At 72.4% G+C, this 12,446-nt stretch carries 10 protein-coding genes, 1 tRNA gene and 1 riboswitch; of the genes, 7 read left to right on the top strand and 4 right to left on the bottom strand.

Annotated features, from left to right (window positions below; genetic code table 11):
• Positions 1–442: 442 nt before the first annotated feature.
• The 4 genes from ACFVIU_RS38295 (at position 443) to ACFVIU_RS38280 (ending at position 5,710) form a co-directional block, all read left to right on the top strand.
• A complete protein-coding gene (locus ACFVIU_RS38295; RefSeq protein ID WP_385848359.1) occupies positions 443–1,867 on the top strand; it encodes an MFS transporter in 1,425 nt (474 codons plus the stop codon).
• A gap of 106 nt (positions 1,868–1,973) precedes the next feature.
• Positions 1,974–3,182 carry an L-2-hydroxyglutarate oxidase gene (gene lhgO, locus ACFVIU_RS38290; protein WP_385848357.1) on the top strand — a complete coding sequence of 403 codons (1,209 nt, stop codon included), beginning with the start codon at positions 1,974–1,976 and terminating at the stop codon, positions 3,180–3,182.
• A 275-nt stretch (positions 3,183–3,457) separates the two neighbouring features.
• A complete protein-coding gene (gene trmB / locus ACFVIU_RS38285; protein ID WP_385848356.1) occupies positions 3,458–4,285 on the top strand; it encodes a tRNA (guanosine(46)-N7)-methyltransferase TrmB in 828 nt (275 codons plus the stop codon).
• A 63-nt stretch (positions 4,286–4,348) separates the two neighbouring features.
• Positions 4,349–5,710: a PrsW family intramembrane metalloprotease gene (locus ACFVIU_RS38280; RefSeq protein ID WP_385848354.1), complete on the top strand. Its 1,362-nt coding sequence runs from the start codon at positions 4,349–4,351 to the stop codon at positions 5,708–5,710.
• 54 nt (positions 5,711–5,764) lie between these two features.
• Here ACFVIU_RS38280 and ACFVIU_RS38275 read toward each other — a convergent pair whose 3' ends face one another.
• The 3 genes from ACFVIU_RS38275 to ACFVIU_RS38265 form a co-directional block, all read right to left on the bottom strand.
• Positions 5,765–6,709 (bottom strand): aldo/keto reductase, encoded by a 945-nt coding sequence (locus ACFVIU_RS38275; protein ID WP_385848353.1) that lies wholly within the window; start codon positions 6,707–6,709, stop codon positions 5,765–5,767.
• A gap of 73 nt (positions 6,710–6,782) precedes the next feature.
• Positions 6,783–7,814: a M23 family metallopeptidase gene (locus ACFVIU_RS38270; RefSeq protein WP_385848352.1), complete on the bottom strand. Its 1,032-nt coding sequence runs from the start codon at positions 7,812–7,814 to the stop codon at positions 6,783–6,785.
• Positions 7,815–7,821: 7 nt separating this feature from the next.
• Positions 7,822–7,999: riboswitch (cyclic di-AMP (ydaO/yuaA leader) on the bottom strand.
• Between the two features lie 257 nt (positions 8,000–8,256).
• Complete coding sequence (locus tag ACFVIU_RS38265) at positions 8,257–9,450, bottom strand: PP2C family protein-serine/threonine phosphatase (RefSeq protein WP_385848351.1); 1,194 nt, start codon at positions 9,448–9,450, stop codon at positions 8,257–8,259.
• Positions 9,451–9,605: 155 nt separating this feature from the next.
• Here ACFVIU_RS38265 and ACFVIU_RS38260 point away from each other — a divergent pair.
• Positions 9,606–9,679: transfer RNA gene (locus ACFVIU_RS38260), tRNA-Met, on the top strand.
• A gap of 124 nt (positions 9,680–9,803) precedes the next feature.
• Here ACFVIU_RS38260 and ACFVIU_RS38255 read toward each other — a convergent pair.
• Entirely contained in the window at positions 9,804–10,940 is a 1,137-nt protein-coding gene (locus ACFVIU_RS38255; protein WP_385848349.1) for a dihydrofolate reductase family protein, read from the bottom strand.
• Positions 10,941–11,018: 78 nt separating this feature from the next.
• Here ACFVIU_RS38255 and ACFVIU_RS38250 point away from each other — a divergent pair, with 78 nt between their 5' ends.
• Positions 11,019–11,528, top strand: a complete 510-nt coding sequence (locus tag ACFVIU_RS38250) for a MarR family winged helix-turn-helix transcriptional regulator (protein WP_385848348.1) — start codon at positions 11,019–11,021, stop codon at positions 11,526–11,528.
• Positions 11,529–11,621: 93 nt separating this feature from the next.
• Complete coding sequence (gene ribA, locus ACFVIU_RS38245) at positions 11,622–12,257, top strand: GTP cyclohydrolase II (RefSeq protein ID WP_385848346.1); 636 nt, start codon at positions 11,622–11,624, stop codon at positions 12,255–12,257.
• The last annotated feature ends 189 nt before the right edge of the window (positions 12,258–12,446 follow it).

Raw genomic sequence — 12,446 nt, 5'->3', positions numbered from 1 at the left:
GTCGATTTTCAGCCAAATCGTAAGAGTCGGCGCGGCGGTGAGCACGCTCCGTACAGGCCTGCGGAGCGCGCGGCGGCGCCGATACGCGCACAGTCCGGGAGGCGGGCATCGCCTCCCGGACCGGTCCGCCACCCGCGGGGATGAAGGTGGCGGTGTCCCCCAGCCCACTGGATCCAGTACAGCGGGCCGACCCACGCAGGACCCATGGAACCGCTCCCCCGATGGCCGGAGAAGAGCGCACGGACGGGCGCACGGCCACACGGCCGGGGGCACGCGGCGACAGACCGTGCACGGTGCGTACAGGACCGCACTGCCGTACGGACCACAATCCCGCCATCCGGAACAATGCCCCTTAACGCTTGGGATGCGGCGAACTACGCTGGGTTTACGAATGCCGCGTGGTTATGCCAGCGCGGCAGCCGTCTGTGTCGAGGGGTGGCGCATGTCCAGGGAGCAACGCGGGCCGAACGAAAAGCTCGGCGCCGTTCTCGCCCTCGCGGGAATCAGCAACGCAGGCCTCGCGCGACGCGTCAACGACCTCGGCGCGCAACGCGGGTTGACTCTTCGCTACGACAAGACCTCCGTGGCGCGCTGGGTGTCGAAGGGGATGGTGCCCCAGGGCGCGGCACCGCACCTCATCGCCGCCGCCATCGGCCAGAAGCTCGGCCGGCCGGTGCCGCTCCACGAGATCGGCCTGGCGGACGCGGATCCCGCGCCCGAAGTGGGCCTCGCCTTCCCCAGAGACGTAGGACAGGCGGTGCGGTCGGCGACCGAGCTGTACCGTCTCGACCTCGCCGGCCGCCGGGCCGGGTCCGGCGGCATCTGGCAGTCGCTCGCCGGATCGTTCGCAGTGAGCGCATACGCAACGCCTGCCTCACGATGGCTGATAACCCCCGCCGACAGCTCGGTCGCACGGGAGGCGGAAACCGCCGAAGGCTCCGGCGCACCGATCAAAGTCGGCCACAGTGATGTGCGCAAACTGCGGGAGGCAGCCGAGGACGCCAGGCGCTGGGACTCCAAGTACGGGGGCGGCGACTGGCGTTCGTCCATGGTGCCGGAGTGCCTGCGCGTGGAGGCGGCGCCCCTGCTCCTCGGCGCCTACTCCGACGAGGTCGGCCGCGCCCTGTTCGGCGCCACCGCGGAACTCACCCGGCTGGCCGGGTGGATGGCCTTCGACACCGGCCAGCAGGAGGCGGCCCAGCGCTACTACATCCAGGCGCTGCGCCTCGCGCGCGCGGCGGCCGACGTCCCGCTCGGCGGGTACGTCCTCGCCTCCATGTCGCTCCAGGCGACCTACCGGGGCTTCGGCGACGAGGGCGTCGACCTGGCCCAGGCCGCGCTGGAGCGCAACCGGGGACTGGCGACGGCCCGCACGATGAGCTTCTTCCGGCTGGTCGAGGCACGGGCACACGCGCGCGCGGGAGACGCACAGGCCGCGGGCGCGGCACTCAAGGCCGCCGAGGGATGGCTGGAGCGGTCCCGGGAAGGCGACAACGACCCCTCCTGGCTCGGGTTCTACGGCTACGACCGGTTCGCCGCCGACGCCGCCGAGTGCTACCGCGACCTGAAGGCGCCACGGCAGGTACGGCGCTTCACCGAGCAGGCGCTGTCCAAGCCGACGGAGGAGTTCGTGCGCTCGCACGGGCTGCGGCTGGTGGTGTCGGCCGTCGCCGAGCTGGAGTCCGGCAATCTCGACGCGGCCTGCGAGCAGGGGGTGCGGGCCGTGGAGGTGGCCGGGCGGATCTCCTCGGCCCGGACCACCGAGTACGTGAAGGATCTCCTGCACCGGCTGGAGCCGTACGGGGACGAGCCCCGGGTGGTGGAGCTGCGGGAGCGGGCCCGGCCGCTGCTGATGACACCGGCGTAGGCGGCCTCCGCACCCGCCCGCGCCGCCGGCGCGGTCCCGCCGCCCGAGGGCGTTTGAAGGCGTTGTCAGTGGCGCAGTGCACTATCGAGGGTGGAGGTGGTGCTCGGTGCGGGTCGGGGCGTACGACGGTGATGTGCTCGTGGTCGGGGGCGGGATCGTCGGTCTGTCGACGGCGTATGCGATCACGCGTGCCGCGCCGGGCACGCGGGTGACCGTGCTGGAGAAGGAGCCGGGACCGGCCCGGCACCAGACGGGGCGCAACAGCGGGGTCATCCACAGCGGGATCTACTACCGCCCCGGCTCCCTCAAGGCGCGGTACGCGGTGCGCGGCGCCGCCGAGATGGTGAAGTTCTGCGCCGAGTACGGCATCGCGCACGCCGTCACCGGCAAGCTGATCGTCGCCACCGAGCGCGAGGAGCTGCCCCGGCTGCACGCCCTCGTGCAGCGCGGCCGGGAGAACGGCATCCCGGTCCGCGAGCTGGGCCCCGCCCAGATCTCCGAGTACGAACCGGAGGTGCGCGGCCTGGCCGCCATACACGTCGGCACCACCGGCATCTGCGACTACGTCGAGGTCGCCCGCCATCTCGCGGCCGCCTCGGGCGCCGAGATCCGGTACGGCGCCGAGGTCGTCCAGGTGGACCGCCGGCCGGAGCGGGGCGTGGCCGTGCGCACCGCCGCCGGTGACGTCGTCCGCGCGCGCGTGCTGGTGAACTGCGCCGGGCTGCACTGCGACCGGCTCGCCCGGCTGACCGGGGACGACCCCGGGGTGCGCATCGTGCCGTTCCGCGGGGAGTACTACGAGCTGGCCCGGCCCGAGCTGGTGCGCGGCCTGGTCTATCCGGTGCCGGACCCGGCGTTCCCGTTCCTCGGGGTGCATCTGACCCGGGGCATCGACGGCGGCGTGCACATCGGCCCCAACGCGGTCCCCGCGCTGGCCCGGGAGGGATACGGCTGGGGGGTCGTCCGCCCCCGCGAGCTGGCCGGGACCGTGGCCTGGCCGGGCTCCTGGGTGATCGCCCGGCAGCACTGGCGGTACGGAGCGGGTGAGCTGCGCCGGTCGGTGTCCCGGAGAGCCTTCCTGGAAGCGGTGCGCAGACTGCTGCCGGCGGTCGAGCGGGACGACCTGGTGCGGGCGCCCGCGGGAGTGCGCGCCCAGGCGGTGCTGCGGGACGGCACGCTGGTGGACGACTTCCTCATCCGCGAGGGGAGCCGCGCCGTGCATGTGCTGAACGCCCCGTCCCCGGCCGCCACCGCTTCCCTGCCGATCGGCAGGGAGGTCGGACGCCGGGCGCTGTCGATGCTCGGCTCGCTGTAGTGCCGTACCCGCACGAGACCGGCCGCGCCCCGCACCGACCCGACCGCTCCCCGCACGAGACCGGCCGCGCCCCTCACCGACCCGACCGCTCCCCGCACGAGACCGGCCGTCCCCCGCACCGACCCGACCGCTCCCCGCACGAGACCGGCCGTCCCCCGCACCGACCCGACCGCTCCCCGCACGAACCCAGCCGATCCCTCCACGCGAGCGACCGTTCTCTCCACGCGACCGACCTCCGGGAGGCGCTCCCCGCGCGCCGTAAAATCGGAAGCACTGTGTCTGACTCCCTGAACCTCCCCGAAGCCCCCTCGTCGGCCCTCCACGCCCCCGGCGACTCCATCCGGCACACCCGGGCCAAGGGCGAGCCGCGGTTTCCCGACGGGCCCAAGGCCGACCCCGCCGGCTCGCACTTCGAGCGGCGGATCCGCAGCTTCCAGCCGCGGCGCAGCCGGGTGACGGCCGGGCAGGCCGACGCCCTCCAGCGGCTGTGGCCCCAGTGGGGGCTGGACATCGACGGGCAGCGGATCATCGACCTCGGCGAGCTGTTCGGCAACGACAGGCCGGTCGTGCTGGAGATCGGGTTCGGGATGGGCGAGGCCACCGCGCAGATGGCCGCCGCCGACCCGGACACCAACATCCTCGCCATCGACGTGCACACCCCGGGCCAGGGCAACCTGCTGAACCTCGCCGACCAGAACGGGCTGTCCAACGTCCGGGTGGGCAACGGGGACGCGATCATCCTGCTCCGCGAGATGCTCCGGCCCGACTCCCTCGACGGGCTGCGCGTGTACTTCCCGGACCCCTGGCCCAAGAAGCGGCACCACAAGCGCCGGCTGATCCAGCCCGAGTTCCTGACGCTCGCCGCCGAGCGGCTGAAGCCCGGCGCGATCGTGCACTGCGCGACCGACTGGGAGCCGTACGCCGAGCAGATGCTCGAGGTGCTCAGCGCCCACCCGGCCTTCGAGAACACGCAGGCGGACGGCGGTTTCGCGCCCCGGCCCGCATTCCGGCCGCTGACCCGTTTCGAGGGGCAGGGGCTGGACAAGGGTCATGTGGTGAACGATCTGCTGTTCCGGCGCGTACCGCACGGCCAGGACGGATAAGTCCAGCAAGCAGGGGCGGAAACGCGCCGGCCCCTCGTCCCGCCGTCGTTAGGGTCGATGCCCGTGGCCACCAGTCCCCCGTACCCGACCTACCCCCTCAGCCCCGGCGGCGGCACCCTGCGCCATCCGCACTGGTGGCAGCACCGGTGGGTGCGGTACGGAGCACTGATCACGCTGCTCGCGCTGTCCGGGCTGGTGATTCTCGCGCTGGTGCGCCGGCAGACCGGCACGGAAGGGTTCCTGGTCGGGCTCGGGCTGGCCGTGCTGCCCGTGCCCTGGCTCATATCCGCCTTCCGCTGGCTGGACCGGGTCGAGCCCGGCCCTTGGCGGAACCAGGTCTTCGCCTTCGCCTGGGGGGCCTGCGCGGCGGCGCTGATAGCCATCGTCGCCAACAGCTTCGCGACCCACTGGATAGCCACCGCCACCGCCGACCAGGCCGGCGCCGACACCCTCGGGGCGACGGTGATAGCGCCGATCGTCGAGGAGTCCGCGAAAGCCGCGGCCGTGCTGCTGGTCTTCCTCTTCAAGAGACGCGACTTCACCGGGATCGTGGACGGCGTGGTGATAGCCGGGACCACCGCGACCGGGTTCGCGTTCACCGAGAACATCCTCTACCTCGGTACGGCCTTCGGGACCGACCAGCTCACCGGCGACCGCGGCATCGCCTCCGTCACCGCCGCGACCTTCTTCGTGCGCATCGTGATGTCCCCGTTCGCGCACCCCCTGTTCACCACCCTCACCGGGCTCGGCTTCGGCGTGGCCGCGCTGTCCGGGGAGCGGCAGCGGGCCCGGCGCACCCTGGTGCCGCTCGGCGGGCTGCTGCTCGCGATGAGCATGCACGCCCTGTGGAACGGCTCCGCCACCTTCGGGCCGTACGGCTTCTTCGGCGTGTACGGCGGCTTCATGGTGCCCGTGTTCGCGCTGCTGACCTGGCTGTCGATCTGGACGCGGCAGCGGGAGCTGCGGATCGTGCGGGAGGAGCTGCCGGCGTATGTGTCGGCGGGGTGGCTGGGCCCGGGCGAGCCGTTCGCGCTCGGTTCGATGCGGGCGCGGCGGATGGCCCGGGACTTCGCCCGGCACCACGCCGGGCGCCCGGCCGCCCGGGTGGTGGCGGAGTACGAGACGTACGCCACCTCGCTGGCGTCACTGCGGCGCCGGGGGCGCCGGGGCCGGGCCGGGGCCGACTTCGTCGTACGGGAGCGGGAGGTGCTGGAGGAGCTGTGGCGCCGCAGGGAGACGGCGCGTCCCGCGCTCGAGTACGCGGCCCGGGCCATCGCCCCTGCCCCGGCGTACTGGCCGCCGTACGCACACCCGGCGGCGCCGAACCCCGGAAACCCCGGGTACGCCGGATACTCCACGTACTCCGGGTACTCCGGGTACTCCGGGTACTCCGGGTATCCCGCATACAACCCCTACCGCACCTAGGGGCCGGGATCTCGCGGGGATCGGCACCGCCGGGTCACACCGGGGAGACGGTGATCAGGCCGACGCCTCGGTCAGCGTCGTGAGCTGCTCCTTCGTCAGGGTCAGGTTCGCCACCTCCGTCAGGGCCGGCAGCTGGGACACCGTACGGGCCGAGGCGATGGGAGCCGCCACCGTCGGCTGGGCGGCGAGCCAGGCCAGGGCGACCGTGGCGACCGGGGCCTCATGGGCGGCGGCGACCTCGTCCAGGGCGGCGAGGACCCGCCGGCCGCGCTCGGACTCCAGGTGCTTCGCGGCGGCTCCGGCGCGGGCGCTGTCGACCGTCGCACCGGGGCGGTACTTGCCGGTCAGGAAGCCGGAGGCGAGGGCGTAGTACGGGACCGCGGACAGGCCCTCGCGGGCGGCGAGGTCCTGGAGGTCACCCTCGTAGGTGTCGCGGGAGACCAGGTTGTAGTGGGGCTGGACGGCGACATAGCGGGCCAGGCCCTCGCGGGCGGAGAAGTCCAGGGAGGCCTGAAGGCGCTCGGCGCCGATGTTGGAGGCGGCGATGTGCCGGACCTTGCCCGCCTTCACCAGCTCGTCCAGGGCGCCGATGATCTCCTCGACCGGCACCTCGGGCTGGTCGTAGTGGGTGTAGTACAGGTCGATGTAGTCGGTGCCGAGACGGCGCAGGGAGGCGTCGGCGGCGGCCTTGATGGTGGCCGCGGACAGGCCCTGGAACTCGGGGTGCTGGCTGACCTTGGTGGCGACGACGACGTTGTCGCGGTTGCCGCGCGCCTTCAGCCACGCGCCGATGATCGTCTCCGACTCGCCGCCCTTGTTGCCCTCGGCCCAGGCCGAGTAGACGTCCGCGGTGTCGATGAAGTTGCCGCCGGCGGCCGTGTAGGCGTCGAGGACGGCGAAGGAGGTGTCCTCGTCGGCGGTCCAGCCGAAGACGTTGCCGCCCAGGGCGAGCGGGAAGACCTCGAGGTCGGAAGAGCCGAGTGTGCGCAGTGAAGTCATGATCAATGCCAACGCCGGCGAGAGGAAGCGCATTCCTCCGCCGGCGCCGCGTTCACCCGGAAAGCCGGGCCTGTCAGGGGTTGAGGCCCTTGTCGCGCAGCCAGGCCATGGGGTCGATGGCGGTGGGCTGGCCGTCCGGGTGGACCTCCAGGTGCAGGTGCGGCCCGGTGACGTTGCCGGTCGCACCGACGCGGCCGATGACGTCGCCGGTGTTCACCTGCTGGCCGACCGAGACGTTGATCGAGGACTGGTGGCAGTACCAGAGCTGGGTGCCGTCGTCGAGGGTGATGACCGTGCGGTAGCCGTAGGCGCCGGCCCAGCCCGCCTCGGTCACCTTGCCGGCGTGCACCGACTTGATGAGGGTGCCGGTGGGGGCGGCGAAGTCCAGGCCGGTGTGGTAGCCGGAGGACCACATCGAGCCGGGCTGCCCGAAGGTGCCGGTGATCGTGTAGGACACGACCGGCAGCGAGTACTGCTTGGCCAGCTCGGCCAGGCGCTTGGCCTCGGCCTCCTTCTTGGCGTCGGCCTCCGCCTTCTGCTTGGCGGCGGCGGCCTTGGCGGCGGCCGCCTGCTCGGCCTTGGCGGCCGCGGCGGCGGTCTGCTTCTCGGAGGCGGCGAGCGCGGCGATGGTGGCCTTGCTGTCGGCCTGCCCCTTCTGCTGCTCGGCCTGGGCCATGATCCGGTTGCGCAGGGCCTCGCCCGCGCCACCGCTCTGCCCGGCCTCGGCCGAGGCCACGCCGACGGTGCCGAGCGTGCCGCCGGCGTCCTTGGGGGCGTCGGCGGAGTCGCCGCCGAAGAGGTGCTCGACGGAGTCCAGGTCCGGCATGGAGACGGAGACCGGCACCTTGCCGGGGTTGGCGCTGGCCATGCCGCCCGCGCCGACGGCGGCCATCACGCCGACACCGAGGACGGTGGAGCTGCGCGCGAAGCCGCCGCGCTGCTTGGCGACGCGGTGCCGACCGCGGACCGGAGCGACGGACTCCGCAGTGGGGTTCCACTCCTCCCAGGGGCCGTCCTCGGCGGCGGGGGAGCCGTATCCGAAGGTGTCCGTCTCGCGCTGAGCGGGTATGAACGGGGCTTCTGGGGCAGGCCGGTTGGACGCCACGCGGGCGCGCTCCTTTCCTTCCTCCGCCTACCGGGTTAGCTGACGGGTTCGGAGCAGGAAGGTCTCCTACGCGCGTAAACCGATCGTGGGCCGAGTCCGCTCGGCAAGTCCACGACGGTGTCCGCGTGATTCACCCCAAGGTGGTGGTTCCCCGGTTCCCTTACGGGATTCGGCGCGTGCGCACGGAGCCGCCTCTTGTGACGGCTGGGACGACCGCGCTGCGTTATCGAACGTTAATAGACCCTGCGGTTACTTTCCAAGCCCGTCCAGCTTGATCGTTAACCTTTTATGCCGGTACTTAAGGGTCACAAGACCAGCAAACCGGGCGAGTTGACGGCGACTCGGCCACCGTTCAGGAGTCACAGCGTTTTTGATGGTGACTCAGATGTTATGCGCGCGGAGTCGCCCGGTCACTCATCGTGAACCCCCTGCGGGGAGACCCTCAGGGGTGCCGTACGGCGAGCAGCGCCATGTCATCCGCCATCCCTCCCCCGGAGTGCCTCCGCACCTCGTCCGCGAGCCGCCCCAGCAGCGCGCCCGGACCGGCGAAGGTACGGCCGGTAAGCCGCCGCTCGGGGTCGTAGAACCGGCCGTGGACGTCCCGGGCCTCGGACAGCCCGTCGGTGTAGAGCAGCAGGGTGGCCCCACCCGGAAAGGCCGCCTCCAGCACCCGGTCCGGCCACACCCCGAGATCACCCATGCCGAGCGGCAGCGCGGGCTCGGGCCCGGCCAGCGTGCGCACCGCGCCGTCGGCGTACAGCAGCAGCGGCGGCGGATGGCCGCGGTTGACGACCCGGACGAGCCCCTCGCCGTGCGGGAGTTCGGCCAGTACGGCGGTGGTGAACCCCTCGAAGGCGTCGATACCGTCCCGCCGGGCGCCCTCGCGGGCCAGCGCCCGCTCCAGCCGCTGCGCCACCTCCTCCAGCGTGGCCTCCTGCTCGGCCGCCTCCCGGAACGCGCCGATCACCACGGCGACGGCCGCGACGGCACCCAGCCCCTTGCCCCGCACATCCCCGACGATCAGCCGGACGCCGTACGGGCTGTCCTGCACCGCGTACAGGTCGCCGCCGATGGACGCGTCCTGCCGCGCCGCCTCGTAACGGGCGGCGATCCGGAAACCGCCGATCCGCGCCGCGGGCTCCGGCAGTACGGCCCGCTGGGCGGCCTCGGCGATCTCCCGGGCGGAGGCCAGCCGCCGGTCACCCAGGCGGACCACCCGGTTGATGGCGCCGGCCAGCACGGCGACGCTGGCCACGGTGACCAGATCGGTGACCGTGGCCACGGCCGGACGGGCACCGCCCTGCGCATGCACGGCGTAGGTGGCGCCGAGCGCCGCGAGGCCGGTCAGCGCGGTGCTGCGCAGCGAACTGAGCGGGGCCGCGATCAGCACGGCGGCGGTGAAGAAGGGGACGGCGGTGAAGTCCCTCGGCGTCAGCAGGCCGTAGAGGACACCGCAGAAGATCAGCAGGACGGGCAGGCCCCGGGCCAGGGCGCGGGCACTCGGACGGCGCGGAGCAAGCGGGGAAGGGCGCACGGGGGCGGGCCGGTCGCCGTGGCCCGGCCCGGGCACCGGGTCGCCGGGGAGCCGGCCGCCCGCCCTGGCGTACGGGCTCTCCTCCACCTCACCAGGGCGCACCGTGTCTCTCCCGCATGTCCGACGTACCTCCAGATTTGCGGGCCCGGCAAGGCCGGGCGACCCCGGTGGGCCGACCGGATGAGCCCGTCCAAAGGACCCGCCGTAAACCGATGTGCGCGGGACCCCACGGATGACGTACACTGAAGTCACAACGACGCGGGGTGGAGCAGCTCGGTAGCTCGCTGGGCTCATAACCCAGAGGTCGCAGGTTCAAATCCTGTCCCCGCTACTGAAACTCAGGGCCGGAAACCAGCAATGGTTTCCGGCCCTGAGTGTTTCCATGAGCGTGTACGGCCCTAGGGGCGCCCCCGCAGGGGCGCCGGCCTGTTTCACCGGGCCAAGCGGGCCGGGAGTCAGCCCGCCAACAGATGAGAGTTCGGCGCCTTGGCGACCGCCTCCAGCTCGGGGACGACCACGACCTCCACTCCCCCCGCACCGAGCAGCCCGGCCCCGTCGGCCGACGCCACGAAGGTGTCCGGCTCCCGCCAGGCGGTGACCACCCGGCGCACCCCCGCCCCGAGGATCAGCTCCGCACAGGGCGCCGGCCGCGACGCCCGCCGCGCACAGGGCTCCAGGCTGCTGTAGACCGTGGCGCCGGGCAGCCGCGGATCGGCCAGGTCCAGCTTCGCCAGCGCCGCCTCCTCCGCGTGGACCACCGCGTCGCCGCCCTCCCGGGAGTGGCCGCGGGCCAGCTCGGTGCCGTCCGCGGCGACCACCACCGCGCCCACGCTGAACGCGGTCTCCGAGGGCGGACACTGGGCGGCCAGCTCACAGGCGGTGCGCAGCCAGTGCCGGTCGGCGGCGGTGGCGGCCGCACCGGTGCCGGGGGCGGTGGGCTCGTACCGCATGAGGACGACGTCCTCGATCCGGCGCGTCTCGGTGAGCCGCAGCCGGCCCGGCTGATAGCCCCCGGGGCCGAACAGCCGCGGGGCCGCCGGGTCACCGACGAAGAGCGGGGCGAGGACCAGCTGGAGTTCGTCGGCGAGACCCTGCTGGAGCAGCTGGGTGTGCACCTGGCCGCCGCCCTCGACCATCAGCCGCCGCACACCCCGCACCTCGTACAGGTGCTTCAGCAGCAGCCGCCAGTCGAGGCCGGGCCCGAGCGCGACGACATCGGCCGTGCCGCCGAGCAGGCCTGCGGCCCGTTCGGCGCCCCGGTCGGTGGTGTAGACGACCTTGTCGCCGCCGGTGTGCCAGAAGTTCGCCCCCGGGTCGAGATCGCCGGAGGCGGTGACGGTCACCTTCAGCGGGTACTCCGGCCGGCCCGCCGCGACCCGGGCCGCACGCCGCTCGGCGGAGTTCACCAGCAGGCGCGGATTGTCGGCGCGGATGGTGCCGGCGCCGATCAGAATGGCGTCCACGGAGGCCCGCACCGCGTCGACCCGGTCGAAGTCGGCCGGGCTGGACAGCAGCAGCCGGTCGGGGCCGGTGTCGTCCAGGTAGCCGTCCAGGGAGACGGCGGCGGACAACAGCACGTACGGGTACGACATCGGCGCGCTCTCCCTGCGAGAACTTTCCCCCACCAAGACCTTCTTGGTTCAAGTTTGAAACAAACTTACACTGGCACCATGACGACCCGCTGGCTCACCCCCGAGGAGCAGCGCGCGTGGCGCGCGTATCTCGCCGCGAAGACCCTCCTCGAGGACGCGATCGACCGACGGCTCCAGCAGGACGCGGGCATGCCCCACCTGTTCTACTCCGTGCTGGCCTATCTGTCCGAGGCACCCGACCGCCGGCTGCGCATGACCGACCTCGCCGAACGGCTGAAGATCACCCGCAGCAGGCTGACCTACGCCGTGACCCGGCTGGAACGGGACGGGCTGGTGCGCCGGGAGGACTGCCGCTGGGACAAGCGCAGCCAGCTCGCGGTCCTGACCGACGAGGGGATGACCGTCCTGGAGCGTACGGCACCCGGGCACGTCGAGACCGTACGGTCCACGCTGTTCGACCGGCTCACCCCGGAGCAGGTGGGGCAGCTGGAGGCGATCTGTACCGGGATCACCCGCGGACTCCAGGGCGACGACGCCGAGCCCGGGGCGGAGGACGTCCCCTGGCGGCGCCGCTCCTCCTGTTCCTGATATTCCGATTGCTTTAAGTTTGAAGCATGGGATAGGGTCCACCGCGTAACGCTGCTTCAAATCTGAAGCACATGTCCGTGCCCGGAGGACCGCATGTCCGACTTCCCTGCCGCCACGCCGCGCGCCCGCGTCCGGGTACCGCTGCGCTTCCACGACGGTTACGCCGTCGACGCCGAGCTGGTCACCTTCCACGGCCTCGCCGACGGCCAGGAGCATGTCGCCGTCGTCCTCGGCGACCCCGGCCCCGTGCCGCTGGTGCGGCTGCACTCCGAGTGCCTGACCGGGGACGTCTTCGGCTCCGCCCGCTGCGACTGCGGGCCCCAGCTGCGCGAGGCCGTCGAGCGCATCGCCGACCGCGGCGGAGTGCTGCTCTACCTCCGCCAGGAGGGCCGGGGCATCGGCCTCTACAACAAGCTCGACGCGTACGCCCTTCAGGACCAGGGCCTCGACACCTACGCCGCGAACGCCGCCCTCGGCCTGCCGGAGGACGCCCGCGACTACACGGCCGCCGCGCAGATGCTGACCGCGCTCGGCATCGGCGAGCTGGACCTGCTGTCCAACAACCCCGACAAGGCCGAGCAGTTGCGCTCGCTGGGCACCGTGGTCCGCGACCGGGTGCCGACCGGCGTCTTCACCACGGACCACAACGTCCGCTATCTGCGCGCGAAGGTCCTCCAGACCCAGCACACGCTGCCGCTGGCCGAGCTGACGGAACTGACCGCGGGCTGAGCCCTTTTCAGACGGCCGCCGGACAGCGGGAATGTCCGGCGGCCCTGTTCTGATCGGGCCGCCGGCGCTGAAATGCAGAAAACCCCCGCACCATAGGTGCGGGGGTTTTCCCAATAATTGTTCGGCGGTGTCCTACTCTCCCACAGGGTCCCCCCTGCAGTACCATCGGCGCTGTGAGGCTTAGCTTCC

Origin of the sequence: Streptomyces sp. NPDC127190, assembly GCF_042672505.1 — a bacterium.
Classification (GTDB): Bacteria; Actinomycetota; Actinomycetes; order Streptomycetales; family Streptomycetaceae; genus Streptomyces.
Note: the sequence above shows the minus strand (reverse complement) of the source record. Positions and strands in the feature narration are given on the sequence as shown.

Coding starts and splice junctions, on each gene's coding strand:
- ACFVIU_RS38255 (WP_385848349.1), bottom strand. CDS start 10,940: ATGTCGTACCCGTACGTGCTGTTGTCCGCCGCCGTCTCCCTGGACGGC.
- ribA (WP_385848346.1), top strand. CDS start 11,622: ATGTCCGACTTCCCTGCCGCCACGCCGCGCGCCCGCGTCCGGGTACCG.
- ACFVIU_RS38250 (WP_385848348.1), top strand. CDS start 11,019: ATGACGACCCGCTGGCTCACCCCCGAGGAGCAGCGCGCGTGGCGCGCG.
- ACFVIU_RS38275 (WP_385848353.1), bottom strand. CDS start 6,709: ATGACTTCACTGCGCACACTCGGCTCTTCCGACCTCGAGGTCTTCCCG.
- ACFVIU_RS38295 (WP_385848359.1), top strand. CDS start 443: ATGTCCAGGGAGCAACGCGGGCCGAACGAAAAGCTCGGCGCCGTTCTC.